We start from the raw sequence: 26,525 nt of genomic DNA, 5'->3' as shown, positions 1-26,525 counted from the left end.
CGCGACTCGCGGGCCTCGGGCCCGCTCGCGGCGCGCGCCACCGCAACCACACCGCAGAGCATGATTCATGTATCAGGTAACGGCGGGCGGTCGGCGCGCGCCTCCGAGCGTCCTTTTTAGGGCGCGAGGAGCGCGTGCGAGGGAGGCGGCGGCGAGCGCGGAACGCGCGAGCCGCCGACGAGGCTGGGGAGGCGCGAGGTGCGGTTGCGGTGCGGTCGGGTGGGATCGAAAGGGGCAGCCGGGAGGCGGGCGCAGGCGACACAAGCACTGCAGGGAGCGAACGACGTGAGCGACCGAAGCGCGCAGCGAGCGTGCGCCCGCCTCCCGGCTGGGGCTTTCAGATCGTTCGTCGCGGAGCTATCGCTCCCGCGACTCACTTATAAATCACCTCCAGATCCATCACGCAATCACGTATAAACCCCTCATCCACCCTCGTGAGCGACGTACGCCCGAGATCGATCGCCGGCGATGGCTGCACTGAGTAATTCCTGGGTATGTGTGTGTGAACCGTTCCATACAGCCTCAGCCGACACCCAAAATCGGGTCCGGTCTCCACCACGGCGTCGGATCCAACCTACCGTTGAGAACCCGATCGCTCCGATCGCTCACGATCCCCGCCACGCTTTTGCCCTCGGGTAGTATACGGGGAGTCGATGAACGCCGTCACGCTCGGTCCCGCCGGCACGTACTCGCATCGTGCGGCGCGGGCCGTCGCTGCCGAGGTGTCGTTCCGCGAGTCGGTCACGGCCATCGTCGACGCCGTCGAGGACGGCGAGTTCGAGCGGGGCGTGGTCCCCATCGAGAACAGCATCGAAGGGTCGGTGACGGAGAGTCTCGACGCGTTAGCCGACCACGATGTCGCCGTCACGAGAGAGATCGTCACCCCCATCCGCCACGCCCTGCTCGCACAGTCCGAGGAGTTCGATCTCGTCGCCAGCCACTCACAGGCGCTCGCGCAGTGTCGCGACTGGCTGGAGACGAACTACCCCGACGTGGGGTTGGAAGCGGTCGCCTCGACCGCCCGGGGTGTCGAGCGTGCCCGGGAGGACGCCCGCATCGCCGGCATCGGCCACCCGGACAACGCCGGTGCGGATCTCGAGATCCTCGCGGAGGGGATCCAGGACCGGACCTCGAACGCGACACGGTTCCTCGTCGTCGCGCCCGAGGATGCCCGGTCGGAGGCGGGCGGGAAGACGACGCTTATCGTCTACCCGAACGACAACTACCCCGGGCTGCTGCTGGAGCTTCTGGAGGCGTTCGCGGACCGGAACCTCAACCTCTCGCGGATCGAGTCCCGTCCGAGCGGCGAGCGGCTCGGCGACTACATGTTCCATTTCGACGTCGACGCCGGGCTGTACGAGGACCATCTCGCGGCCGCGATCGAGGATATCGAGGTGATCGCCGAGAAAGGATGGGTTCGCGTCCTCGGGTCGTACGACACCGAACACGTACTCGAGTGAGCCGATCGTTGCGATCGGCCCGTTGAAGCCGCCACGGACGAACACCGTTAACTTCGCCGGCAACCACGGAACACGTATGCACTGTCACTACTGCGATCGGGAAGCCGCATACGGGGCCGAAAAGGAGGGAGTCACCGTCGGCCTCTGTGAGGACCACTTCCGCGAGCGGATCGAGGAGCTGGCGGAGTCGGACGAGCTCGCGGCGCTCGAGGAACGGATCGACATCGACTCGGCAGAGTAATACCGGTTCCGCCACGATCACCAGTCCATGCATCCGATCGACCGCCCGCGACGGCTTCGAACCGACGGCGTCCGCTCGCTCGTCAGCGAAACCGACGTGGACGCCACGGACCTGATCGCGCCGGTGTTCGTCGACGCCACGACGGACGAGCGCGTCCCGATCGAGACGATGCCCGGCCACGAGCGCGTCCCGCCCTCCGAGGCCGTCGCGCGGGTGGAAGAGATCCGTCGAACCGGCGTCGAGGCGGTGATCCTCTTCGGCGTTCCGGAGACGAAAGACGCCCGCGGCTCGCACGCGTACGCTGCCGACGGCGTGATCCAGCGGGCGATCCGGGACGTCTCGGCGGAGACGGACGCGTACGTCGTCGGTGACGTCTGTCTGTGTGAGTACACGGATCACGGTCACTGCGGCGTAATAGAGAAGCGTGCGGAGACGGATCCGACGCTCACCGTCCGCAACGACGAGACGCTGGAGCTGCTCGCGAAGACGGCGGTTTCGCAGGCTGACGCCGGTGCGGATATGGTCGCCCCGTCGGCGATGACCGACGGACAGGTGAAGGCGATCCGGCACGCGCTCGACGAGGCCGGCCACGAGAACGTCGCGTTGATGAGCTACGCGGTCAAGTACGAGTCCGCCTTCTACGGGCCGTTCCGCGACGCCGCGGACGGCGCGCCAGCGTTCGGCGACCGCCGGCACTACCAGATGGACTCGGCGAATCGCCGCGAGGCGCTGCGGGAGGCCCGTCTCGACGCCGAGGAGGGCGCGGACGTGCTGATGGTGAAACCCGGGCTTCCGTATCTCGACGTCGTCCGTGACCTCCGTGACGAGTTCGATCAGCCGATCGCGGCGTACAACGTCTCCGGCGAGTACGCGATGCTCCACGCGGCCGCCGAGAAGGGGTGGCTCGACTTGGAAGCGGTCGCGTACGAGTCGCTGCTTGCCCTCAAGCGCGCGGGTGCGGACCTGATTATCACCTATTTCGCCGAGGACATCGCCGATCGATTATAAGCTCCGCGACGCACGCCTCACACGACCTGCTCGCCGTCCTCGTACACCTCGATCGCGTCGACGGGACACACCCGTGCCGCGAACTTCGCGTCGTACTCCTCGCCGTCGGGTACCTCGACGACGAAGACGTCCTCTTCCTCCTCCTCGGCGTCGACGAGAACCGCCTTGCCGTCGTTCTCATCGCGCTCGAACCCATCCCACTCGGCGACACACTGGAACATCCCGATACACGTGTCCCGGTCGAACTTCACGCGCATGGGGATCGGTTCGGGTGGTGAGTACAAAGCGGTGGCGACCGGCGGGCGATTCGAGATGTCGACGACCGCCACGACGCGGAACTCGACGACGACCGCCACGACGCGGAACTCGACGACGATCGGTAGGATACGCAACCCCCGGGCGCCGCCGGTGGATCGGCCCTTTTACCAGCGAGAGGTGCGGAGTGCCGTGTAATGACCGAAGTCTGGCTCGTCGATCGGGAGTTCGACTCGAAGGGGCTCGTGCGTCTGACGTACGCGACGACGGACGGGACGCGCGTACACACCAAGGAGATCGCCGAACAGCGACTGTTCACGGGAGGCGGTATCACCGCCGCTCGCGATGTCGGCAACGAGGCGCTCGGCGAGACGGAGCCGGAGAACGTCGAGCGATTCGCCGAGGAGGCGTCGCGAATGGCCGAGAAGTACGACCCCGACGAGACGGTGTGATATAAATACACGAACACGTTCGCCGGAGATCGGGGGACTACGGAGCCTATTCGACTGATATCCGAGTTGTCAATATGACATCTCTGCCGCCCCCGGTATGCTTAAGTTCTCGCCGCCGCAATGGCCGGGTGACGCTTCGCTTGGAGGGCCGAAGCGTCAGCGGGGACCTATCGAACGCCGCGCCGTGCCATCTTTTCGCGGCACGGCGCGCCGTTCGTTCCTTTCGATGTTACGTACGCAGCGGCAGCGCCGCCACCTCCCGAGACTGCGGTCACGACGCGTCTAGAGATTCTCCGACTGGTACGTACCGTCGTACGTGTCCTCGTGGCTCGCACGCGCGAGCACGAGCTGGGCGATCCGCGCGCCCGGTTCGATATCGATCGGATGGCCGACCTGTAAGAGCCCCTCACCGACGCCCTCGTAGCCAGCGTCCCAGACGGCGGTGTTGAGCATGGCGGCGTTGCGGAGGAGCGTCGAGCGGGGATAGACGAAGCCGACGTGCTCGTCCGGGATCCGCACGGGTTCACCGTACCGGACGACGTACGCACCCGGGTCGAGCCGGTAGACGTCCGAGGCGTTCGTCTGCTCGGCTTCCTCGTCACCCGGAGCCAGTTCCGTGCGTTCGGCGACGCGCTTCCCATCCCGATCGATGCGTCCCGCCTCCGTCGGTTCGAACACCGCGTCGACGGTGAGGTCGACCCCGTTGGGTTGTCGCTGATCGTCGTCGAGGTCGGCACCCGCCGCCTCCAGCACGGCCGCCACGTAGGTTCCGGATTCGTACATACCCGTGGGTGCGCCGGTCGCCACAAAACCGTATCGTCGGCGAGAATGGTATAACTGTCCTTAAATACACGGTATGAGAGAAAACGCCGTGGGTGATGAGAACACGGACGTTATCCCCTGAAATCTGCTCGTTTCCGGGAGAACTCACACGGTCGATCTAGGAGAAAACACGCGGGATTTATATCCGAGGCGGAGCCAGTTTTGGACGTTATGGGACAGACGATAACGGAGCAGATTCTTGAGGATCATCTCGTCGAGGGCGAGCTCACCCCCGGAGAGGAGATCGGCATCGATATCGACCAGGTACTCACCCAGGACACGACTGGGACGATGGTGTGGCTCCAGTTCGAGGCGCTGGAGATGGACGAGGTGCAGACGGAGCTGGCCGCGCAGTACTGTGACCACCAGACGTATCAGTTCGACTTTAAGAACACGGACGACCACCGATTCCTGCGCTCGGCGTCCGGCACGTACGGCGCGTACTTCTCCCGTCCCGGCAACGGGATCTGTCACCAGGTTCACAAGGAGAACTTCGCCGCGCCCGGCAAGACGCTGCTCGGCTCCGACTCGCACACGCCGACCCCCGGCGGGCTCGGCCAGCTCGCGATCGGTGCCGGCGGACTCGACATCGCCGTCGCGATGGGCGGCGGTCCCTACTACGTCGAGATGCCCGAGGTCGTCAACGTCCACCTCGAGGGCGAACTGCCCGAGTGGGCGACCGCCAAGGACGTCGCGTTACACCTCCTCGGCGAGCTGACCGTCAAAGGCGGCGTCGGCAAGATATTCGAGTACACCGGCCCCGGCGCGGAGGCGCTGTCGATCCCCGAGCGCACGACGATCACGAACCTCGGCACGGAGCTCGGCGCAACCTCCTCGATCTTCGGCACCGACGAGAAGACGAAGGAGTGGCTCGCCAAGCAGGACCGCGAGGATGAGTTCGTCGAGCTCACACCCGACGAGGGCGCCGAGTACGCCGAGACGATCGAGGTCGACCTCTCGGAGCTCGAGCCGCTCATCGCCGCGCCGTCGATGCCCGACAACGTGATGCCCGTCCGAGAGGCGGCCGGCACGGAGGTCGAGCAGGTGATCGTCGGCTCCTGTACGAACGGGGCCTACGAGGACGTGCTTCCGGCGGCGAAGATGCTCGAGGGCCGTGAGGTCGCGAAACACACCGAGATGATCGTCGCACCGGGCTCGAAGCAGGCCTCGGAGATGCTCGCCCGCGAGGGGTGGACCGCAGAAATGATGGCGGCCGGCGTCAACTTCTCGGAGGCGACGTGTGGTGCCTGTATCGGCATCGGCCACGTTCCCGCGTCCGACTCCGTCTCGCTGCGTACGTTCAACCGTAACTTCGAGGGACGCTCGGGCATCGAGGACGACTCGGTGTACCTCTGCTCGCCCGAGGTCGCCACGGCGGCGGCGATCGCCGGCGAGATCGTCGACCCACGTGACCTGGCCGACGAGCTCGGCGACCTCGAGGCGCCCGGCCTCGAGATGGGCGACAAGTACACCGCGGGGATGGGGCGGGAGGACACCGACATCATCAGCCCCGAGGAGGCGATCGACGACGAGCTCATCAAGGGTCCAAACATCGGCGACGTGCCGATCAAAGACGGGATCGACGCCGACATCGGCGGTGAGGCGCTCCTCAAGATGGAGGACAACATCACCACCGACCACATCATCCCGGCGACGGCGGATATCCTGAAGTTCCGCTCGAACATCGAGAAGCTCTCGGAGTTCACGCTCTCGCGCGTCGACGACACGTTCGCACAGCGTGCCCTCGACGCCGACGGTGGCGTGCTCGTCGCGGGCGAGAACTACGGCCAGGGCTCCTCGCGCGAGCACGCGGCGCTGTGTCCGATGTACCTCGGCATCGAGGCCGTCTTCGCGCAGAGCTTCGCCCGGATCCACAAGGCGAACCTGTACAACTTCGGCATCGTGCCGCTGGCGATCGATGGCGAGACGTACGAGAAGCTCGACGAGGGCGACGACGTACAGATCGTCGACGACGTGCCAGCGGGCGTCCGCGACGGCCAAGAGGAGTTCACGGTCAGCGTCAACGACGGCGAGTGGGAGTTCACCGCCGACCTCGACGCCTCTGAGCGCGAACGCGAGATCCTCGCGTCCGGCGGCAAGCTCTCGTGGGTCAAACAGCAGCACCAGAGCGGCTCCGGCGCGGCACCCGCCGACGACTGAGATCCGGCCGAGAGACACTTTTTTCACCGCTTCGCGAGCGACAGCGCCGGCTGGCGCGTTCGACGCCGACGCGGCGTCTCAGCTCTCAAGAAATCTATTCAGTTCGGCAAACTCGTCGGATGAAAGGATCACTTGGGTCGTGAACGCATCGAACCGTTCGAAATCATCGTCGATCGTCAACACCGTATTGACTCCTTGGTCAATCGCAACCTGAGCGTAATACCCGTCCCATGCATCAACGTTTGCCTCGCCTGCCTGTGAAAACCCCTCTCGAACTGTATCGTGGAGCATCTTGTCGTACCAATGGATCCGGTTGGCGTCCATGAAGTTCTGGAGCAGGCGCGACGCGTCTTCGTTTGAATGCCCGTAGTACGTCGTGAGGACGGTGTGGGCTCCGAACAGCGCTGGGTACGGAACAACGGCATCGATGGTACCAGCAACGGCCTCCCGAACGTGTGAGAGTGCGGCATCACGGACCGGAGCCGTCGAGTGGGCAAGGGCAATTACTCCAACATCGAACAGATACGGCCCGCCTGTGTCAGTCATCACTGTCGTTCTCTGCCCCTCGTCGAACGGCGTCTCGGTGCTTTCGAGCGACTGGATCGGCAGCTTCAGAGAGCGGCGTCATCTCACCTCGGTTCGAAGCTGCTTCCGCGACGAGTTGTTCCATCCGTTCGAGAACTTCGTCTGGGCTGTTCTCAGGCTTTACAACCGCTTTGCCGTCTTCCTCGCGGACTTCAACTTCCGTACCCGGTGTGATATTAAGACGCTCTCGCAGTTCCTGTGGGAGAACGATCCGTCCCTTCGAATCCACCTTGGGCATGTTCCCACCTAAAGTGGGAATAAGTATAATCGTTCGGATCGTGATGCTGATAAGGACCGTCGACGCGGCGTATCAACCCGGCAGTGACCGCCGACACGGCGGGGTCACCCACGATCGACGGCAGTCTTTTGGCTGCTGCGTCCCAATCTCGGATCTCCACATGTCCCGATCGGACGGTTCACAACACACCGGGTCGACACGCACCCGGTCAGCGCACACGCCACACGGCGAAGTCGAGTACGACGTCGTCGCCTGCGCCAACTGCGGTTCGGAGGTGATGCCCGACGACGCGGTTCCGGTCGCCGTCGGGTCGGAGACGTACACCTGCGACGGGCTCCCGTTCTGTCGCGCGACTCACGAGCGCCCCCGGGAGACGCACGTGCTGTGTGCGTACTGTGCGGAGGCGACGCTCGGCTACACCGCCGAACCGGACGGGGTCGGCGACCGGCTGGGGTCGTTCGCGGCGGACCACTCCGCCGTCGGCGTCGGGCTCTGGCTCGGCGTCGTCGCCGGAGTCGCGGTGTCGGCCGCGATCGTCGTGCTCCAGCTGTTGGTCGGTCTGGTGTGACCGTCGACCCGGCGAGGAGCGACGGACCGTCCCCGTCGCGCTTATCGGCACGGACCTCGAAACGTCCCCGTGACCCCCGTCGAGATATCGGTCCGGCAGGCCGAACACGCGGACCTGATATCGGTGCTGCGGATCGAGCGGGCGTGCTTCGACGACCCGTGGACGTACGACGCCTTCCAGCGATTTCTCGGGGAGCCCGGCTTTCTCGTCGCCGAGCGTGGCGGGATCGACCGCGACGAGTTCGGTGGAACAGACCGCGACGAGTTCGGTGGAACAGACCGCGAGGGGATCGTGGACGGCGAGCGCGAGGTGGTCGGCTTCGCGATCGCGGACGCGACGCCGAACGTCGGCCGGGACATCGGCCATCTGAAGGATCTCGCCGTCCATCCCGACGCACGCGGTCGGGGAATCGGACGGATGCTGTTACGGACGACGCTCGCTCGGCTCCACGGGATGGGAGTGGCGGTAGTTAAACTCGAGGTGCGCGAGAGCAACGAGGTCGCGCGGTCGTTGTACGCCACGGAGGGGTTCGAGCCGATCCGACGAGTTCCTCGCTACTACCGGGACGGAGAGGACGCACTCGTGCTCGTCGTCGACCTTGCGGAGTGGAGCGCTGGCAGGTGAGCGAGGGCAACGTCGTAGGCGACGGAACTCTCCGTCTCAGACGCCGTACGCGACGCGTTCACCGACGTCGAGACCGTTCGCGAGCGCCGCGTGGAGTCGTCCCTCGCCCGCGACCCAGTCGCCGAGGACGTACACCCCCGCAGCGCGAGCCGAATCGACCGGACCGCGGTCGACGCCGACCTCGGGGAGCGCGTACCGCCAGCCCTGGTGGTCGGTCCACTGTGGCTCCGTGAGACGGTCGTCGCCGATGATGTCGGCCGCGTGCGCCGCCAGCTCCGACACGTTGCCCCCGGGATCCGCCTCGTACTGATCGACGGACCACTCGTGGTTGGCCTGCACGACGAGCAGCGACTCGCCGTCCGGAACGTGCCCGGGCTTGCACTCCTCGCGGGAGATCCAGCCGACCGCGTGCTCTTTGTCCGTGTTCACGAGCCCGTAGTACGGCACGTCGAGCGTGAACGGGTAGCGGAGAACGGCGGTCCAGACGCTCCGATACGCCACGTCGGCGGCGGCCGCCCGGAGCGTCTCCCGAACCGGAGAGTCCCACGCCGCGCTCGCGAGCAGCTCGGCGGTCTGCGGGGCCGGCGGGTTCAAAAGCACCGCGTCGAACGCCCCCCACGTCTCGCCGTCGGTATCTGTGACGGTCCATCCGTCGTCGGTCCGCGCGAGGCGCTCGACCCGCGTTCGGCGATGGACGGTCGCGTCGGTTCGTCCGAACAGTCGCTTGGCGATCTGGGTGAGACCGCCGCGGTAGCTCCACTTGTGGTCGTCCGCGTCGCGTCCGGGCGACACCTCGCCGGACGCGTCGAACGTGTACACCGGCTCTGTGACGTCGACCATTCCGTCGGCGTCGAGGGTGTCCGTGACCAGCTCGACGACTCGCTCGTCGTCGGATTTGAGGTAGTTCGCGCCGTAGTCGTACGTCAGCTCGTCGTGTCTGCGGGTCGCCGCACGGCCACAGACGCCGCCGGATTTCTCGAGGACCGTCACGTCGGCGTCGGGCACGGTGCGGTCGACCACGAACGTCGCCGCCGCGGCCGCCGCTCCGGCACCGACGACCCCGATTTCTGTCATGCGATCCGTTGGGGACGGATCCACTTAACCGGAGAGCCGAACGAGTCGCATGCGCGCGGTGTCGAAACGCTTTGTGCCGCGGGGGCCTACGGACGCGTATGAGTTCGGTTCCCGAGCGGTCCGCGATCGACGAGGCGTACAAGTGGGAGTTAGAGAGCGTGTTCGAGAGCGACGAGGCGTGGGCGGCGGCGTACGAGGCCGCCACCGAACGGATCGAGGAACTGCGCGCGTACGAGGGCCGCATCACCGAGGGACCGGAGACGCTGCTGGAGCTCCTCGAGCTTCGCGAGGAGGTGTTCCGGGAGCTGAGCGAGATCGTCGTGTACGCGCAGCTTCGCAGCGCGGAGGACACCCGAAATCAGGAGTATCAAGCGATGTCCGCCAAGGCATCCTCGTTGCAGTCGGAAGCGTCGAGCGCGATCTCGTATCTCGAACCCGAGCTGCAGTCGCTTTCGGAGGCAGATATCGAGGCGTTCGTCGAGGAGGAGCCCGAACTCGCGACGTACGAGCACTACTTCGACGACGCGTTACGGATGAAACCGCACACGCGCTCGGCGGAGGTCGAGGAGGTGCTCGCGGAGCTGTCGGAGGTGACCTCCGCACCCGACGACATCTACTCGATGCTGACGAACGCCGACCTCACCTACGGCGTCGTCGAGGACCCTGACGGCGAGGAAGTGGAGATCACACAGGCGAACTTCACCAAGCTCCAGACGAATCCGGACCGCGAGTTCCGGCGGCGAGTCCACGAGCGGTTCTACGAGGAGTGGGCGTCCGTGCGAAACACGGTCGGGACGTCCCTCGAGAAGGCGGTCCGCAAGCACGTCGCGAGCGCCGGCATCCGGAACTACGACTCCGCGCGCGAGGCCGCACTTGACGGCTCGAACGTTCCCGTAGCGGTGTACGACACGCTCGTCGACGCGGTCGATGAGAATCTCGACGTGCTCCACCGGCATGCCCGACTCAAGCAGGCAGCGCTCGGCGTCGAGCAGCTCGAGAGCCACGACCTGTACATGTCGCTGACCGGCGACCAGGGACCGGATGTCGCGTACGACCAGGCGGTCGAGTGGACGATCGAGGCGGTCGCACCGCTCGGGGAGACGTATCAGGATCGGATGGCCGAGGGGCTCGACAGTCGCTGGGTCGACGTGTACGAGAACCGCGGGAAACGCTCCGGCGCGTTCTCCTCGGGCACCTACGACACCCAGCCGTTCATCATGATGAACTACCAGGACGACGTCGCCTCGATGTACACGCTGGCCCACGAGCTCGGCCACTCGATGCACTCGGAGCTCGCTGGCGACGCCCAGCCGTGGCACGACGCGAGCTACGACATCTTCGTCGCCGAGATCGCCTCGACGGTGAACGAGACGCTCCTCACCCACCACCTGCTCGAGACCGTCGAGGACGACGAGCTTCGCACGCACGTGCTCGACGAGTATCTCGAGCGCTTCCGGTCGACGCTGTTCCGTCAGACGATGTTCGCCACCTTCGAGCAGCGGATTCACGAGCACGTCGAGGAGGGAGGCGCGCTCACGCCCGACGCGTTCGACGATATGTACGCGGAACTGAAAGGGTCGTACTACGAGCCCGCCGAGCTCACCGGCGGGATCGAACGCGAGTGGGAGCGGATTCCACATTTCTACTACAACTTCTACGTGTACCAGTACGCGACCGGCATCTCCGCGGCGGCGGCGATCGTCGAACGCGTGCTCGAGGAGGGCGAGCCCGCCGCGGCCGACTACCGAGAGATGCTCCGGGCGGGCGGCTCCGACTACCCGCTGAACGTCGTCGAACTCGCCGGCATCGACATGGCCACTCCCGAGCCGATCGAGGCCGCCGTCGGGATCTACGACGAGTATCTCGACGAGGTGGCGGCGCTGCTCGGTCTGGAGTGACGCCACCCACGAAGGAAGCCTTTACCGCGTGGACCGCTTATGGACCCGCAAATGGTACTCGACGACCTCGGTAGCTCCCTGCGGGGCACGCTCGACAAGCTCCAGGGGAAAGCCCGGCTCGACGAGGACGACGTCGAGGAGATCGTCAAGGAGATCCAGCGGTCGCTGCTCTCCGCCGACGTCGACGTCTCCCTCGTCATGGATCTGTCCGACTCGATCAAAACGCGGGCGGTCGAGGAGGAGCCGCCCGGCGGCACCACGGCACGCGACCACGTCCTCAAGATCGTGTACGAGGAGATGGTTGCGCTCGTCGGCGACTCCACGGAGCTACCACTGGAGTCACAGACGATCCTGCTGGCCGGCCTGCAGGGGTCGGGGAAAACCACCTCCGCCGCGAAGATGGCGTGGTGGTTCTCGAAGAAGGGGCTTCGTCCCGCGGTCATCCAGACTGACACGTTCCGGCCCGGCGCGTACGATCAGGCGAAACAGATGTGCGAGCGCGCGGAGGTCGACTTCTACGGGGACCCGGATGGTGACGACCCCGTCACGATCGCCCGCGAGGGGATGGAAGCGACCGCCGATGCCGACGTGCACATCGTCGACACCGCCGGCCGACACGCGCTCGAAGACGATCTCATCGCGGAGATCGAGGAGATCGAGCGCGCGGTCGACCCCGACCGCTCGCTGCTCGTGCTCGACGCCGCGATCGGCCAGGGCGCGAAAGATCAGGCACAGCAGTTCGAGGAGTCGATCGGCATCGAGGGCGTCGTCATCACCAAGCTCGACGGGACGGCGAAAGGCGGCGGGGCGCTCACCGCCGTCAACGAGACCGACTCCTCGATCGCGTTCCTCGGCACCGGCGAGACGGTGCAGGATATCGAGCGGTTCGAGCCGTCCGGATTCATCTCCCGGCTGCTCGGGATGGGCGATCTCAAGCAGCTCTCCGAGCGCGTCGAGCGGGCGATGGCGGAAACCCAGGCGGAGGACGAAGACTGGGATCCCGAGCAGCTCCTGCAGGGCGAGTTCACCCTGAAGGACATGAAAAAGCAGATGGACGCGATGAACCGCATGGGGCCGCTCGACCAGGTGATGGATATGATCCCCGGGATGGGTGGTGGGATGATGGACCAGCTCCCCGACGACGCGATGGACGTCACCCAAGACCGGATGCGCAAGTTCGAGCGCATCATGGACTCGATGACCGAGGAGGAGCTGGAGAATCCGAAGATCGTCGGCCAGTCCAGAACCGAGCGGATCGCCCGCGGCTCCGGTACGGACGTCGAGACGGTCCGACAGCTGCTCGAACAGCACGGGATGATGGAGCAGACCATCAACCAGTTCCAGGGTATGGGCGACGGCGACATGCAGCGGATGATGAAGAAGATGGGTGGCGGTGGCGGCGGCCTCGGCGACATGATGGGCGGCGGCAAAGGTCCGTTCGGATAAGCCGGGCCGCTTCGTCCCCGCGAGCACTGCGCTAGTTGGTGCCGCGCTGCCGATTTCCACTCTTTTAACACTCCGAACGGTCAACACCCGCCGATGAACCTCCGGCGGCTCGCCGACTACGACGTTCTCGTTCTCGTCTCTCTCATCTGGTTTCTCGGGAAGTTCGTCCGATACGCGTTCCCGCCGCTGTTCGAGCCGCTGCAGGCCGCGTACGGCGTCAGCAACGCGGTGATCGGTGGCGCGTTCACCGGGTTCATGGTCGTGTACGCGCTGATGCAGTTTCCCAGCGGAGTGGTCGCCGACCGGGTCGGCGCGGTCCGGGTCGTCGTCGCGGGTGCGACGATCGCCGGCGTGGGTGCGCTCGCGCTCGTCGTCGACTCACCGTTCGTCGTGCTCGTCGCGGCGATGCTCGTCATCGGTGCCGGAACGGGGCTGCACAAGACCGTGGCGGTTCGACTGATAGCCCGCGTGTATCCCGCCCGGACGGGACGGGCGCTCGGCGCACACGACACGCTGGGCGCGTTCGGCGGGGTGGCCGCCCCGACGGCGGTCGTCGTCTTTCTGTCCGCGCCGCCCGCGCTTGCGTGGCTGCTCGACCGACTGCCCGGCGCGGACTGGCGCGGGGTGTTTCTGCTGACGGGAGTTGCCGCGCTCGTGCTCGCGGCCGCGTTCTGGCTCCGACTCCGCGGGCGGCTCTCCGGCACGGACGACGATGGGGACCGCGTCGGGGCTGAATCGGACGCCCCGCGCACGCGCGAGTACATCGCGCTGTTCGGCGACCGACGGTTCACGGCGTTCGTCCTGGTCACCGTCGGATTCTCCTTTGCCCACAACGGGCTGGTCGCGTTCCTTCCGCTGTATCTCTCCCGCGTGTCGGGGGTCGCGACGACGACGGCGAGCCTGCTGTACTCGCTGTTCTTCTGGGTGACGTTCGTCCAGCTCGTCACGGGCGACCTCTCGGACCGTCTCGGTCGGTTCCCGGTGATGGTCGCGACGCTCGGACTCGCCGGGGTCGCGCTTTTCGGGCTCGTGTTCACGCCGGGAGCGAGCCCGGTCGTCCTCGCCGCGCTGATCGCGGCGGCCGGCGTCGGCGGACACGGGTTTCAGCCGGTTCGGGGCGCGTACCTGCTTGAGCTGCTCCCCGAGCGGCTCGCCGGGGGTGGGCTCGGCGTCGTTCGGACCCTACTGATGGGCGCGGGTGCACTCGCGCCGGGCATCGTCGGAGTGATCGCCGACGTCTCGGATCTCGGCGTCTCGTTCGGGCTGCTCGCGGTGTCGATGTCGGTCGCGGCGATAGGCGCGGCGGTACTGTGGCTGACGGAGCCGTGAGCGAATCCGGGCCGTGAGCGAATCCGGGATCAGGGCCGGGAGGTACGGGCGTCCGACGGGAAGACCTCTTTCTGACCGATCAAAACCGCCTTATGTAACCTCTCCGTAAGCGCTCGTATGTACGACCCACTGGCGATCGCGCTCGCGGCGATCGCGACGCTGACCGTCGTCCTCGTCAGCTCCCTGAGGGGGACTGGGTGGGAGCCCAGGGCCGACATCTCGGACGAGATCATGGAAAAGCGTGCGGCCGCAGTGCCGGAAACCGAGTTCCCGGAGCCCGGAAACCGCGCCATCGGCGGCGGTGGCGGCGGTGCCGGCGCGATTCCCGCCGGCGGCGACGACGACGAGGGTGAACTCGAGGAGGGCGGCGGCGCATCCGCCGGTCCCGGCGACATCCCGGACGACGAGATCGAGTACTACGAGGTCGAGTTCCTCAAGGAAGGGGAGACGATCGAGCTCGCGAACAACGAGACGATCCTCGACCAGGGCGAGGAGAAGGGCTGGGACCTGCCGTACGCCTGCCGACAGGGACAGTGTGTCTCCTGTGCCGGCCACATCACGGACGGCCCCTCCGAGGAGTACATCGAACACGACAACCAGCAGATGTTAGAGGAGGCCGAACTCGAGGACGGCTACACGCTCACCTGCGTGGCGTACCCGCGCGACTCGTTCAGCATCGAGACCGGCGAAGCACCCTGACCTCACGCGCTCTTTTATAACCGCTCGGACGCGCTCCCGGCACCTCCCGTCTCGCTTGACCCAATGTATGCACTCGTACCACACGCTGACGAGTTGATCTTCACCGTCTCACAGTCGTCCGGCGTTCCCGCCGTGCCGATCGAGGAACCGGTGATAATCTTCGCTATCGCGTTGACGACGTTTCTCCTCGCACCGATGCTCATAGAGCGTGCGGGGCTTCCCGGTATCGTCGGGATCGTGCTCGTCGGGGCGGTGCTCGGACCGAACGGGGCGGGCGTCCTCGCGGAGACGGACGCGATCGTCTTACTCGGCAACGTCGGGCTCGTGTATCTGCTGTTCACTGTGGGGCTGGAGCTCGACCTCCGTGGGTTCCTCGCTGCACCAGAGAACGCGGCGCTTTTCGGGTTGACGAGCTTCTTCGTTCCGTTCACAATCGGCTCCACGGTCGGGATCTACGTCCTCGAACTCGACCCGTGGGCGTCGTTCCTGCTCGCGGCGGTGTTCTCCTCACACACCCTCCTCGCATACCCCGTCGCCAACCGGCTCGACGTGACGAAAAACCGGGCTGTCACCGCCGTGTTCGGCGGGATCCTCTTTACGGACACGCTCGCGCTCGTCGTCCTCGCGATCGTGCTCGGACAGGCGGACGGAGAGCTGACGCTGCTGCTTTTCGGCCAGGTGTTCGCGTCGATCGCCGTGCTGTTCGCGAGCGTCTGGTTTCTGCTCCCGCCCGTCGCGCGCTGGTTCTTCCGAAACACGAGCCAGGAGAGCTACTTCGAGTTCCTCCTCGTCGCGGCCGCCATCTTCGGAGCGGCGAGCTTCGCGGAGGTGCTGGGACTCTCCGACATCCTCGGGGCGTTCGTCGCCGGGATCGCGTTGAACCGGCTCGTCTCCCGTGGCGGGACGCTGATGAACCGGATCGAGTTCGTCGGCAACGCGCTGTTCGTCCCCTTCTTCCTCCTGTACGTCGGCATGCTCGTCGACCCTGGCGTCATCCTCGACGGGCCGCGGACCCTGTTCGTCGCTGGCGTGATCATCGGGACGATGGTCGTCACGAAAACTGGGGCAGCGGGGATCGTCTCCGCGATACAGGGGTACGACCGCAACGAGCTCGGCGTGGTCGTCGGGCTGTCGGTCGGACAGGCTGCGGCCGCGCTGGCGATCACGCTCGTCGGTTACGACGCGGGGCTGTTCGGCGCGGACGTGCTCAACGCGGTGGTCGTGATGATGCTCGTTGCGGCCGTCCTGAGTCCGTGGCTCACGGAGCGATACGGCACTCGGCTAGCGCTGGACGACGAGGTCGAGCCCGGCGAGACCGGTGCCGTCGACCCGCGGATCCTGTTACCGCTGTCGACGGACGCTGACCGCCAGCGACACCTGCTGGAGCTCGCGTTCGCGCTCAAAGACGACCGTCCGGAGAGTCCCGTCCATCTGCTCACCGTCGTCCAGCCGAGCGGATCGGGCGACGACGAGGACGCCGTCGGCGAGGCCGAGACGGGGCTGGAACGCGCCTCGGAGATCGCCGACGCGGCGGAGGTTCCGGTGCGGACGGAAACCCGCGTGAACCACAGCATCGCGTCCGGCGTCGTCCGGGCGAGCACCGAGACGCGAGCGGAGATGGTGGTGATGGGGTGGGACGCCCAGCGCTCGCTGAGCAACCGCGTGTTCGGCAGCATCATCGACCAGGTGCTCGGTCGGACGACCGCGCCCGTGCTCGTCGCGCGGCTCGGCCAGCCCATAAACACGACCGAGCGGATCTTCGTGGTGACGCCCCCGGGCGTCGACCATCACGAGGGGTTTTACGAGTCGGTGCACGTCGTGAAGCGGCTGGCGGAGCGCCTCGGCGCGGAGCTGCACGTGCTCGTCGTCGACGGCAACCCGCGGCAGTACGAGCGCCTGTTCGGGATGGTGGAGCCGGATATCGACGGGGGGTTCGAGAGCGTTCGGAGCTGGTCGGCGCTGGAATCGACGCTTCGCGACCGGACGACCGAGCACGATCTCGTGATGCCGATCTCACCGCGACAGGGAAGCGTCGGGTGGGATCGAGAGCTGTCGACGCTTCCGCAGCGACTCGACGAACTGTCGCCGCAGTCGTTCATCGTCGTGACGCCGCGGCAAGGGAAGCCGGGCTACGCCGCGAAGTTCCTCACGATCGAGTAAACCGCGGCGTCCCCGGTGGCTCCTCGACGCACCGCGACGACACGTTTTTTCACGGTCTCCGCTAACCCGTGGTATGTCCGTCCTCACGGCGCTCGTCGGGGGTATCGTGGTCGCCGCGGCCGTCGCCGTCGTGTATCTCGACGCGACCCGCGTCGGCGTCGACGCCGGAACCCCGGCGTTGTGGGCAGCCTTCGTCGGACTCACCGCCGGCTCGGGACTCCTTACGGCGCTCGTCGTTCCGGACGCACCGCTTCCGGGCGTGCTCGTGGTGGCCGCGCTCGGACCCCTCCTGTACGTTCTCGAGCGCGACGACAGCCGACACGGCGACGACGACCCGGACCCGACGCGACTCCCGTCCGCCGCGCGGACGGCATCCGACGACGGCGACTCGACCGGGGCGGCTGGCGACGATGCCGCCGAGAACCGATCACCGGATCGGTGAGAGCCGATCGCCGGGTCGGTGAGCGATAGCTAGGCGTCCAGTCGACGTCGAGTCGCGCCACGGGTGGCGAGTTTCACGCGTCGAGTCACACCACGACCGCACCGAACGGGCGGGCGGGCACCGCCTGCGTCCACACGGGTCCGGTTTCGAGGTCGACCAGGGACACCCGGTCGTCGTCGTAGTGAGAGACGAGCAGGCGGCCGTCGACGGGCGTCGCAGAGAGCCCCGGATCGCCGGCGTCGACGGCACGCCCGTCGAGCGAGCGGATCGCCGGATCGCTCGCGTCGAGCACCCACCAGGAGCCGTCGAGACGGAACAGGTCGACCGGTCGACCGAACCCGTCGTGCACTGCGTTGACCCCGAGCTGCGAGTCGAACTCGTGTACCGTCCCGTCCTCGCGGCCGGGGACGAGGACGCGATCGCCGGTCGCCACGAGGTCGTACGGGTCCGATCCCACCGCGGCAACCGCGCTCGGCGATGCGTCGCCGTCGACGTGCGGGTCGAACGCGACGACGCGGGGTCCGGACTGGTCGACCGCGTACCCTCGGTCCCCGTCGGAAGCGAGCGCGATCCCCTGTACCCGCGCGTCGGAACCGACGTCGACGGAGGCGAGGACGGCTCGGTCCCGGGGTGCGACCACGTCGACCGTCCCGTTCCGCCGCGTGCCGACCAGCACCGTCTCCCGGACCGGGTCGACCGCGAGTTCGTGCGGCTCCGCACCCACGGCGATCCGGTCGACGAGCGCCGGCTCGTCCGGGTCGATGACGGCGACCACGTCGCCGGCAGTACACGTGACAAACAGCTCGTCGCGGACGGCCGCGAAGTGCGAGGGACCGAGCACGCCGGTGTCGACCTGCTCGACTTCCCCGTCCGGTCGAACCGCTGTCACCGCCCGCTCGCCCATCGTGGCGACGAACGTGGTCCCGGCGGCGCTGGTCGCGTGCACCGGGTGGCCGCCGACCGGGATCGTTCCGAGGCGCTCGCCGGTTCCCACGTCGAGGAGTGCGAGGAGCCCGGCGGCCTGACACGGCACCGCCGCGATCCGGTTCGGGGATCGCCCGGCCGTCCCGTCGTCGCTCGCGGTCATCCCGTACAGGAGAAGTCGCCGCCGCCACCGTCGTCGACGGCTCCGTCCGTCTCGACGACCGCGGTCGTCCCCGTCTCGACCGGGTAGCGGCCGCGGTCCCCCTCGACGTTCGCCCACTCGCCGAAGCCGCCGTCGTACAGTCGAACGTCGTCGAACCCGATCGCCCGGAGCGTGAGCCACGTCGACGCCGGGTCGACGTTCTCGTCGCCGTACACGACGACGGTCCCGTTGCGGTCGAGCCCCGCTCGGCTCTCGTACAGCGTCACGAGCTCCCCCGGTTCGGGGAGCTGTCGCCCGGCGACGTTGCCGATCCAGTGGACGTTGACCGCTCCCGGGAGGTGGCCGTGCCGCTCGTGTGTCGGATCCATCGCGCCGGAGCCGGTCGCGGCGACGTACGCCTCCGTCACGCGGACGTCGACGAGCCCGGGTCCGTCATCGTTGAACGTCCCGACTCGGTCGGCGAGCCACCCGCGTGTCACCCACTGGTCGTCGTCCGGCTCCGCCTCGTACGTCACGGCGTCCGGGGTCGTTCGCGATCCGGTCCCGACGCGGCCGTTCCACGCGGGAAACCCGCCGTTGAGCACGTGGATCCCGCCGTCGTGACCCGCAGCCGTGAGCGCGAACGCGACCCGGGCGACCCGGGATCCGATGCTCGACCCGTACACGACGACGTCGTCGTCGTGCCGTACGCCGGCGTCGCCGAACGCCGCCGCGAACGCCTCGACGTCGGGGACGCGTCCGTCGTCAGCGTCCGCCCCGTCGTCAGCGTCGCGTCGAGCGGTGATCGCGTCGAGCGGGACGTGTCGTGCACCGTAGATCCGCTCGCGGCGGAACGCCTCCCGGCTCCGCGCGTCGACGACGACCACGTCGTCGCGGTTCCGTCCGAGCCAGTTCGCGCCGACGAAGTAGCCGACGTTGCCGCGGACCTCGCTCGCGGCGGCGACGTCCGCCGGCGTCGTCACGTCCAGACACCCGGCGACCGACACAGTGCCGGCGACCGACACAGTGCCGGCGACGCCTGCGCCCGCCGCGGCCTTCAGCAGCGCTCGACGGGTCGCGTCGCCGTCACCGGCGCGGTCGCGGGTGGCTGCCCCGGTCTCGCCGTCGGCGTCTCCCTCGTTGCGGCCCGTGCCGTCTTCCATACATGCGGGAGACGCCCCGTCGGGTAAAGTCACGTCCTTATCCGGTCTTTTGCCCCTGCACACGCGTTTCGGAAACACTTGCCCCTGACCCGGTCCGGATACAAACGGTACCTCCTTCGGCGGTCCTTTACGGTCCGGTCCGGACGTGATCGTAATGGCACTGTCCTCGACCGGCTACGTCCTCACGTCGGTGCTCGTCGGGCTCCTGTTCGGTGCGTTGTTACAGAAGTCGCGGTTCTGTTTCGTGAGCGCGTTCCGTGATTTCGTCGCGTTCAAGGACACGCGCGTGCTCAAAGGCGTGCTCGCGGGCGTCGCGGTGATGACGGTGTTCTGGAGCGTGCAGGCGACGTTCGGCTACTTCCGCGGATTCTGGACCCCGGCGTGGGGGGTCGGCTCCGTCCTCGGCGGCCTCGTCTTCGGGCTCGGGATGACGCTCGCGGGGGGGTGTGCGTCGGGAACGCTGTACCGTGCCGGGCAGGGGTACGTCCAGTTCTGGATCGTGCTCGCGTTCATGTTCGTCGGCTACGTGCTGTTCGCGTTCGCGTTCCCGACCGTCGAGTCGTTTTACTTCACGCCGCTGAACCCGTTCGAGGGGCAGACACTGTACCTCCTCGCGCCGTTCTCACCCGCGGTCACCGGCGTCCTCGCGGTCGCGATCGGCCTCCTCGTGTACGCGTACGTGACGGGCCGAGGGAAGCTCCCCGACGACCCCTCGGATGGCGCGAGCGCCGTCGCCGACACCAGAGCGAGTACGGCGCTCGCGGCGCGCCCGGTGAACGCGATCGGAGTCGGGCTCCGCGGCGTCGTCGACGAACTCATCGCCGTCGCCCGGGGGGTCGCAAGCGACGATCGACCGTTGACGAAGCGGCTGCGCGACCCGTGGGACGCCCGCCTCGCCGGCGTCGCGATGGCGATAGTCGCGGCCGGCTGGTTCTGGGTCCACGGCCACTGGGCGATCACCGGCGCGGAGGCACGCTGGGCCGGCTACCTGCTCGCGCTCACCGGCTACGACGCGGCCGGCGTGGAGTACTGGGGCTCCGTGCTGTTCTTCGACGGCGAGATCACCGTCACCGTCGACATGCTGATGATCGCGTCGCTCATCGTCGGATCGTTCGTCGCCGCGTACCTCTCCGGCGACTTCCGCGTTCGCACGCCGAATCGGGAACGACTCCCGAACTACGTCGCCGGCGGTCTGCTCATGGGCGTCGGCTCGCGGCTCGCCGCCGGCTGCAACATCGCCAACCTCTTTTCGGGGATCGCACTGCTTTCCGTCCACTCCTTTCTCGCGGGGGTGGGGATCCTCGTCGGCGTGTACCTGATGACCCACTACATGTACCGCGAGGTCGGCTGTGCGATCTGAGCGGTGACCGTCGTCCATCGCGACCGCGTACGCGCCTTTTTACCCCAACCGACGAAACGACCACGCATGGACGAACGCGTACGCGAGCACGCCGAGGTGCTCGTCGACTGGAGCGCGCGAGTTGCGGCCGGTGACGACGTCGTCGTCGACGTCGCGGAGGACGCACACGAGCTGGCGGTTGCGGTCGCCGAAGCGCTCGGCGAACGAGGAGCCACCGTCACGACCCTGTATGGCTCCGACGAGGTGTCACGGGCGTATTTAAAAGGCGTCGAAGCTGCCACTGACGAGGACGGCGGGTTCGATCGCGACGACGAGGATGCCGGTGGAGCGACCGCTCCGTTCGGCGACGAGCCGGCAGTCGATCTGGCGCTGTTCGAGGCCGCGGACGTCTACCTTCGGCTCGGCGGCGGCCGCAACACGACGGCGACGGCGGACGTCCCCGACCCGCTCCGGCGGGCGTACGCGACGGCCCGAACCGAGGTTCGCGAAGCACGCATGGACACCGACTGGGTGTCGACCGTCCACCCAACCCGCAGTCTCGCCCAGCAGGCGGGGATGGCTTACGAGGAGTATCGGGCGTTCGCGTACGACGCGATACTCCGCGACTGGGAGGCGCTGGCCGAGGAGATGGCCGAGCTGAAGCAGCGACTGGACGCGGGCGAGACGGTTCGGCTCGTCACCGAGCGCGAGGCTGCGCCGGACACGGACGTGACGATGTCGATCGCGGGCAGAACCGCGGTGAACTCCGCGGCGTCGGTGGCGTACGACTCACACAACCTTCCGTCCGGAGAGGTGTTCACCGCGCCGGCGGACACCGAGGGTGAGGTGTTTTTCGACGTGCCGATGACGATCGATTCCACGCGCGTGCGAGATGTCCACCTCGTCTTCGAGGACGGCGAGGTCGTCGATGTCGCCGCGAAGGCGGGCGAGGAGGCGCTGGCGTCGATCCTCGACACCGACCCCGGCGCGCGACGGCTCGGCGAACTGGGGATCGGGATGAACCGGGGGATCGACCGGTTCACGGATTCGATCCTCTTCGACGAAAAGATGGGAGACACCGTGCACATGGCGGTCGGTCGCGCGTACGACGCCTGCCTACCCGCGGGTGAGCCCGGAAACGACAGCGCGGTCCACGTCGACCTGATCACGGACGTGAGCCGGAACTCGCGGCTGGAGATCGACGGGAAGGTCGTGCAACGGAACGGACGCTTCCGGTGGGAGGACGGGTTCGAGGCGTAGCGGTGGCAGAACTGACAGCCCACCCACCTCACTGACCGGCCGGACCGGCAGCCCGGCCCCGCCGCTATCCGAGCGAAACCGGGGGCGAGAAGGCAGCGGTGGATGCGCTCGCCCCGCACTCTCCGGCGAAGGAACAATACTATATAAATCCACCGTCGGAGAGGACCTGCTTTTTAAGACGACGCGTGGACCACACCAACGCATGTTCGAAGAGATCCTCGAGAAGTTCGAGGGGTCCCCCAGTCAGCAGGCGGTGATCCGGCTGTTTTTGGAGCGTGGGTTCTCCGTCAACGAGGAAGGCCGGGTCGTCTCCGGCGGGATCGAGATCCCGTACACCGGCATCGCCCGCGAGCTCGACGTCGACCGACGCGTCGTCGACTCGACGACCGACGCCATCCTCGAAGATCCCGAGCTCAGACGCATCTTCGCCAACATCTCGTCGATACCGAGCCTGATGGATCTGGCGCCCGTCCTCGATCTGACCGTCCTCACGATCGAGGTCGCCGCCGCCGACGAGGCGGGGATCGTCGCGGAGGTGACCGGTATCCTCGCCGACCACGACGTCTCGATCCGACAGGTGTTGAGCGACGACCCCGAGTTCACCGACGACCCGAAACTGTACGTGATCACCGACGCCGAGCTCCCCGGCGAACTGCTCGTGGCGATCCGCGACCTCGGGTACGTTCGGCGCGTCGGGTTCTGAACTCCGGCGACTCGTGTGCACGACGGTGGCTGACGGCTGCACGCGGAAGATGAGTTCCAGTCACACGAGTCGACCCGTTCTCCCTAGCTTCTTCCGCGATAACGACCGAGGGAAGCGTACGGTCAGCGTGAGCGTGTTTTTACTTTCAGTAGGGTGTAAACGTAGCTTTATACGGGAAGCCGAACAAGCAACGTGTACATGCCTGAAGACGAACTCGAGGATCTCCCTGGCGTCGGTCCAGCGACGGCGGACAAGCTCATTGACACCGGTTTCGAGAGCTACCAGTCGATCGCCGTGGCGAGTCCCGGCGAGCTGTCGAACACCGCGGACATCGGCGAATCGTCCGCCGCGGACATCATCAACGCCGCCCGTGATGCCGCCGATGTCGGCGGCTTCGAGACGGGCGCGAGCGTGCTCGAACGACGCAAGGAGATCGGGAAGCTCTCCTGGCAGATCGAGGAGGTCGACGACCTGCTCGGCGGCGGCATCGAGACCCAGTCGATCACCGAGGTGTACGGCGAGTTCGGCTCCGGGAAGTCCCAGGTCACCCATCAGATGGCCGTCAACGTCCAGCTTTCGACTGAGAACGGCGGCCTCGACGGGGGCTGTATCTTCGTCGACTCGGAGGACACGTTCCGACCCGAGCGGATCGACGACATGGTTCGCGGGCTCGACGACGAGATCCTCGCCGAGGAGATGGAGCGCCGCGAGATCGACGGCACGCCGAGCGACGAGGCGGCGATGGAAGAGCTCGTCGAGGCGTTCCTCGACCAGATCCACGTCGCGAAGGCGTTCAACTCCAACCACCAGATCCTGCTTGCCGAGAAGGCGAAGGAGCTCGCGGGCGAACACGAGGAAAGCGAGTGGCCGATCCGGATCGTCTGTGTGGACTCACTGACCGCGCACTTCCGCGCGGAGTACGTCGGACGTGGCGAACTGGCCGAGCGACAGCAGAAGCTCAACAAACATCTCCACGACCTGATGCGGATCGGTGACCTGTTCAACACCGCCATTCTCGTCACGAACCAGGTCGCCTCGAACCCGGACTCCTACTTCGGCGATCCGACACAGGCGATCGGCGGCAACATCCTCGGACACGCCTCCACGTTCCGAATCTATCTCCGGAAATCGAAGGGGAACAAGCGGATCGTCAAGCTCGTCGACGCCCCGAACCTCGCCGACGGCGAGGCGATCATGCGCGTCGAGGGTGCGGGACTGAAACCGGAGTAATCCGTCTCGAGTCGCGACAGCGAGACGCGCGCCTTGCACGCCGGGAGCCCACGAACTCGCGCGTCGAGCGAGCCGGTCGCGAAGCGGTGGACGTTCGTCAAAATTCGCTTCGGACGCTCTGAAACACCCGTGTAGGCCGTACAGAGCCGATCTGTCTGGGGTTTTGATCTCGAATCACAGCCAAAAGCGGCCGCTACGGGCCGCGAGACCCGTCGCGAAAGGCGCGAGCCCCCGATCCGGGCAGAAATAACCGGCATCTGACACAACGTTCGTCAAGCGACGCAGCAATAATTGCGTGAAGATGCACGAGGGAAGGCCCTTAAACACATTAGATTACACCTTATATGTGACGTTCGCAGTATTATCGTAAACGAATGTTGTGAAACTCAACTCGACGATTTATATACTATCGTTTCCGGATGGGTAGACGTGATTCGCGATACGATCATGGACAAGAAAGGCGGATCAATGAACGAATATGAAGAAACAGCTAACGGCCACGAGGTGATCGGATGTTAGCGCCGACGCTTCTCGAACTGACCGCGGCCGACGTGGAAGCGCTCGTCACGGGCGTGAACATGACGTGGTGGTTGACGGTGACGTTCCTCATCTTCTTCATGCACGCCGGCTTCGCGATGCTTGAGGCCGGGCAGGTGCGCTCGAAAAACGTCGCGAACCAGCTGACGAAGAACATGCTGACGTGGGCGGTCGGCATCGGTGTGTTCTTCGTGATCGGAATGGGTATCTCGAACAACGTCGGCTCGCTACTTGCAGGTGGGGACACCTCCGCGCTGACGATGTTCGGCGAGTCCGCCGACACCGGCTGGACGCTGTGGCTGTTCAGCGCGGTGTTCGCGATGACGGCCGCAACGATCGTCTCCGGCGCGGTCGCCGGACGCGCCAAGCTCCGCGCGTACGTCGGCTACACGTTCCTGCTGGCCGCGGTGATCTACCCGGTCGTCGCGGGGATGGTGTGGTACGCGCCGGGAGCGGACGCCCCCATCCTCGCGAGCCTCGGCTTCGCCGACTTCGCCGGCGGGATGGTCGTCCACGGCGTCGGCGGCGTCGCCGGGCTCACCGCGGCGTGGGTACTCGGTTCGCGGATGGATAAGTACAACGACGACGGCTCCGCCAACGTCATTCCGGGTCACTCGATGACGTTCGCGGTGCTCGGAACGCTCGTCCTCTGTTTCGGTTGGTTCGGCTTCAACGTCGGCACGGCCGCAAACCCGCTGGCGGCGGACGGGACCTCGATCGCTCTTGCCGACTTCGCGTACGTCGGGAGCGTCGCGATGGTCACCGCCCTCGGGATGGGTATGGGTGCCGTCGGCGCGGCCGCCGTCTCGATCTACATAAACGGGAAGGTCGACACGCTGTACGTCGCCAACGGCATGCTGGCCGGACTCGTCGGTGTGACGGGGCCAACCAACCTCATCACGCCGACGGGGGCGCTGATGATCGGCCTCATCGCCGGCGCACAGCTCCCGATCGTCTTCCGCTTCGTCGAGAAGCGGCTCAAGATCGACGACGTGTGTGCAGTGTTCCCGGTTCACGGTAGCGCAGGGATGCTCGGACTGATCCTCTTCCCGCTGTGGTCGATCGAGGGCACCGCCATCGGCGGCGGCGTGATCGCCGGCGGCATCCTCTCGATCGAGGCGTCCGCGTTCGTCCCGCAGATCGTCGGCGTCGCGGTGATCACGGTGTGGACCGTGCTCGCGACCGCGGCGGTGTGGGGTGGCTTCAAGGCGGTCGGACAGGCTCGCGTCACGCCCGAACACGAAAGCGACGGGCTCGATCTGGCCGAACACGGCGTCGACACGTACCCCGAGTTCGGAAACCCGAACGTTGCGACCGACGGCGGCTCGTCGATCGTCGACACCACCGACTCCCCCCGTGCGGACGGCGGCGAGGAGCCCGGCTCGGAGATCAAGATGGTCACGGCGGTCGTTCGTCCCGACAAGCTCGGGGCGATCAAACAGTCGCTCGCGGAGATCAACGCTCCCTCGCTAACCGTGACGAACGTCTCCGGTCGCGGCAGCCAGCCCGCAAAGAAGGGTCAGTGGCGCGGCGAGGAGTTCACGGTCGACCTCCACCAGAAGGTGAAAGTCGAAGTGGTGGTCGCCGAGATCCCCGCTGACGAGGTTGCGGAGGCGATAAGCGAGGCCGCAAAAACCGGCGAACCCGGCGATGGGAAGGTGTTCATCCTTCCCGTCGAGGACGCACTGCAGGTCCGGACCGGCACGACGGGGCCGGAAGCGGTGTAGCCGAGACGCTCTCCAGCTGACTCGACGCCCCCCGTTTTG

25 protein-coding genes are annotated in these 26,525 nt (G+C 66.7%); 18 read left to right on the top strand and 7 right to left on the bottom strand.

Annotation, left to right across the window (positions count from 1 at the left end):
* Positions 1-653: 653 nt before the first annotated feature.
* The 3 genes from pheA (at position 654) to hemB (ending at position 2,709) form a co-directional block, all read left to right on the top strand.
* Positions 654-1,460 carry a prephenate dehydratase gene (gene pheA, locus ACYQ0R_RS14070; RefSeq protein WP_459824954.1) on the top strand — a complete coding sequence of 269 codons (807 nt, stop codon included), beginning with the start codon at positions 654-656 and terminating at the stop codon, positions 1,458-1,460.
* Positions 1,461-1,536: 76 nt separating this feature from the next.
* Entirely contained in the window at positions 1,537-1,701 is a 165-nt protein-coding gene (locus tag ACYQ0R_RS14065) for a DUF6757 family protein (RefSeq protein ID WP_459824951.1), read from the top strand.
* A 27-nt stretch (positions 1,702-1,728) separates the two neighbouring features.
* The gene (gene hemB / locus ACYQ0R_RS14060; RefSeq protein ID WP_459824948.1) at positions 1,729-2,709 is read left to right on the top strand and encodes a porphobilinogen synthase; all 981 of its coding nucleotides are present in this window, start codon (positions 1,729-1,731) and stop codon (positions 2,707-2,709) included.
* Between the two features lie 17 nt (positions 2,710-2,726).
* Here the strand turns inward: hemB and ACYQ0R_RS14055 are convergent, their stop codons facing one another.
* Positions 2,727-2,966 carry a ferredoxin gene (locus ACYQ0R_RS14055; protein WP_459825785.1) on the bottom strand — a complete coding sequence of 80 codons (240 nt, stop codon included), beginning with the start codon at positions 2,964-2,966 and terminating at the stop codon, positions 2,727-2,729.
* 195 nt (positions 2,967-3,161) lie between these two features.
* Between ACYQ0R_RS14055 and ACYQ0R_RS14050 the strand changes: the two genes are divergently transcribed.
* Positions 3,162-3,416 carry a DUF7967 family protein gene (locus ACYQ0R_RS14050; protein ID WP_459824946.1) on the top strand — a complete coding sequence of 85 codons (255 nt, stop codon included), beginning with the start codon at positions 3,162-3,164 and terminating at the stop codon, positions 3,414-3,416.
* 282 nt (positions 3,417-3,698) lie between these two features.
* On the opposite strand, the gene ACYQ0R_RS14045 is transcribed toward ACYQ0R_RS14050, so the two are convergent.
* Entirely contained in the window at positions 3,699-4,199 is a 501-nt protein-coding gene (locus ACYQ0R_RS14045) for a deoxyuridine 5'-triphosphate nucleotidohydrolase (protein WP_459824944.1), read from the bottom strand.
* 210 nt (positions 4,200-4,409) lie between these two features.
* On the opposite strand from ACYQ0R_RS14045, the gene ACYQ0R_RS14040 reads away from it, so the two are divergent.
* Positions 4,410-6,398: an aconitate hydratase gene (locus ACYQ0R_RS14040; protein ID WP_459824942.1), complete on the top strand. Its 1,989-nt coding sequence runs from the start codon at positions 4,410-4,412 to the stop codon at positions 6,396-6,398.
* 78 nt (positions 6,399-6,476) lie between these two features.
* On the opposite strand, the gene ACYQ0R_RS14035 is transcribed toward ACYQ0R_RS14040, so the two are convergent.
* Both ACYQ0R_RS14035 and ACYQ0R_RS14030 read right to left on the bottom strand, forming a co-directional pair.
* Positions 6,477-6,944 (bottom strand): hypothetical protein, encoded by a 468-nt coding sequence (locus ACYQ0R_RS14035; protein ID WP_459824940.1) that lies wholly within the window; start codon positions 6,942-6,944, stop codon positions 6,477-6,479.
* Positions 6,937-7,221, bottom strand: coding sequence for an AbrB/MazE/SpoVT family DNA-binding domain-containing protein (locus ACYQ0R_RS14030; protein WP_459824938.1), 285 nt, complete (start codon positions 7,219-7,221; stop codon positions 6,937-6,939). Before ACYQ0R_RS14030 ends, ACYQ0R_RS14035 begins: the two co-directional genes overlap by 8 nt.
* 160 nt (positions 7,222-7,381) lie before the next feature.
* On the opposite strand from ACYQ0R_RS14030, the gene ACYQ0R_RS14025 reads away from it, so the two are divergent.
* Both ACYQ0R_RS14025 and ACYQ0R_RS14020 read left to right on the top strand, forming a co-directional pair.
* A complete protein-coding gene (locus ACYQ0R_RS14025; RefSeq protein WP_459824936.1) occupies positions 7,382-7,789 on the top strand; it encodes a hypothetical protein in 408 nt (135 codons plus the stop codon).
* A gap of 69 nt (positions 7,790-7,858) precedes the next feature.
* Positions 7,859-8,413, top strand: coding sequence for a GNAT family N-acetyltransferase (locus ACYQ0R_RS14020; protein ID WP_459824934.1), 555 nt, complete (start codon positions 7,859-7,861; stop codon positions 8,411-8,413).
* A gap of 36 nt (positions 8,414-8,449) precedes the next feature.
* Here the strand turns inward: ACYQ0R_RS14020 and ACYQ0R_RS14015 are convergent, their stop codons facing one another.
* Positions 8,450-9,487 (bottom strand): NAD(P)/FAD-dependent oxidoreductase, encoded by a 1,038-nt coding sequence (locus ACYQ0R_RS14015; protein WP_459824932.1) that lies wholly within the window; start codon positions 9,485-9,487, stop codon positions 8,450-8,452.
* A gap of 98 nt (positions 9,488-9,585) precedes the next feature.
* On the opposite strand from ACYQ0R_RS14015, the gene pepF reads away from it, so the two are divergent.
* The 6 genes from pepF (at position 9,586) to ACYQ0R_RS13985 (ending at position 17,461) form a co-directional block, all read left to right on the top strand.
* Positions 9,586-11,385 (top strand): oligoendopeptidase F, encoded by a 1,800-nt coding sequence (pepF, locus tag ACYQ0R_RS14010; RefSeq protein ID WP_459824929.1) that lies wholly within the window; start codon positions 9,586-9,588, stop codon positions 11,383-11,385.
* Between the two features lie 51 nt (positions 11,386-11,436).
* On the top strand, positions 11,437-12,831 hold the full coding sequence (locus ACYQ0R_RS14005) for a signal recognition particle protein Srp54 (protein ID WP_459824926.1): 1,395 nt from the start codon (positions 11,437-11,439) through the stop codon (positions 12,829-12,831).
* Positions 12,832-12,924: 93 nt separating this feature from the next.
* Positions 12,925-14,160, top strand: a complete 1,236-nt coding sequence (locus ACYQ0R_RS14000; RefSeq protein ID WP_459824923.1) for an MFS transporter — start codon at positions 12,925-12,927, stop codon at positions 14,158-14,160.
* 117 nt (positions 14,161-14,277) lie between these two features.
* Positions 14,278-14,859: a 2Fe-2S iron-sulfur cluster-binding protein gene (locus tag ACYQ0R_RS13995; protein ID WP_459824920.1), complete on the top strand. Its 582-nt coding sequence runs from the start codon at positions 14,278-14,280 to the stop codon at positions 14,857-14,859.
* A 63-nt stretch (positions 14,860-14,922) separates the two neighbouring features.
* Positions 14,923-17,019 (top strand): cation:proton antiporter domain-containing protein, encoded by a 2,097-nt coding sequence (locus ACYQ0R_RS13990; RefSeq protein WP_459824918.1) that lies wholly within the window; start codon positions 14,923-14,925, stop codon positions 17,017-17,019.
* Between the two features lie 73 nt (positions 17,020-17,092).
* Complete coding sequence (locus tag ACYQ0R_RS13985) at positions 17,093-17,461, top strand: hypothetical protein (protein WP_459824916.1); 369 nt, start codon at positions 17,093-17,095, stop codon at positions 17,459-17,461.
* 85 nt (positions 17,462-17,546) lie between these two features.
* Here ACYQ0R_RS13985 and ACYQ0R_RS13980 read toward each other — a convergent pair whose 3' ends face one another.
* Both ACYQ0R_RS13980 and ACYQ0R_RS13975 read right to left on the bottom strand, forming a co-directional pair.
* Positions 17,547-18,548 carry a YncE family protein gene (locus ACYQ0R_RS13980; protein ID WP_459824914.1) on the bottom strand — a complete coding sequence of 334 codons (1,002 nt, stop codon included), beginning with the start codon at positions 18,546-18,548 and terminating at the stop codon, positions 17,547-17,549.
* Positions 18,545-19,690, bottom strand: coding sequence for a sulfurtransferase (locus tag ACYQ0R_RS13975; RefSeq protein ID WP_459824911.1), 1,146 nt, complete (start codon positions 19,688-19,690; stop codon positions 18,545-18,547). Before ACYQ0R_RS13975 ends, ACYQ0R_RS13980 begins: the two co-directional genes overlap by 4 nt.
* Positions 19,691-19,844: 154 nt before the next feature.
* On the opposite strand from ACYQ0R_RS13975, the gene ACYQ0R_RS13970 reads away from it, so the two are divergent.
* The 5 genes from ACYQ0R_RS13970 (at position 19,845) to ACYQ0R_RS13950 (ending at position 26,486) form a co-directional block, all read left to right on the top strand.
* Positions 19,845-21,050, top strand: a complete 1,206-nt coding sequence (locus ACYQ0R_RS13970) for a YeeE/YedE family protein (RefSeq protein ID WP_459824909.1) — start codon at positions 19,845-19,847, stop codon at positions 21,048-21,050.
* A gap of 66 nt (positions 21,051-21,116) precedes the next feature.
* Positions 21,117-22,289, top strand: coding sequence for an aminopeptidase (locus ACYQ0R_RS13965; protein WP_459824906.1), 1,173 nt, complete (start codon positions 21,117-21,119; stop codon positions 22,287-22,289).
* 202 nt (positions 22,290-22,491) lie between these two features.
* Positions 22,492-22,992: a TrpY family transcription regulator gene (trpY, locus tag ACYQ0R_RS13960; RefSeq protein ID WP_459824904.1), complete on the top strand. Its 501-nt coding sequence runs from the start codon at positions 22,492-22,494 to the stop codon at positions 22,990-22,992.
* Between the two features lie 198 nt (positions 22,993-23,190).
* Positions 23,191-24,222: a DNA repair and recombination protein RadA gene (gene radA, locus ACYQ0R_RS13955; RefSeq protein ID WP_459824903.1), complete on the top strand. Its 1,032-nt coding sequence runs from the start codon at positions 23,191-23,193 to the stop codon at positions 24,220-24,222.
* Positions 24,223-24,734: 512 nt separating this feature from the next.
* Positions 24,735-26,486: an ammonium transporter gene (locus ACYQ0R_RS13950; protein WP_459824901.1), complete on the top strand. Its 1,752-nt coding sequence runs from the start codon at positions 24,735-24,737 to the stop codon at positions 26,484-26,486.
* Positions 26,487-26,525: the final 39 nt, after the last annotated feature.

The organism is Halorubrum luteum, from assembly GCF_054652935.1.
The sequence above is the reverse complement of the archived record's forward strand: the minus strand, read 5'-3'. Positions and strand labels throughout refer to the sequence as shown.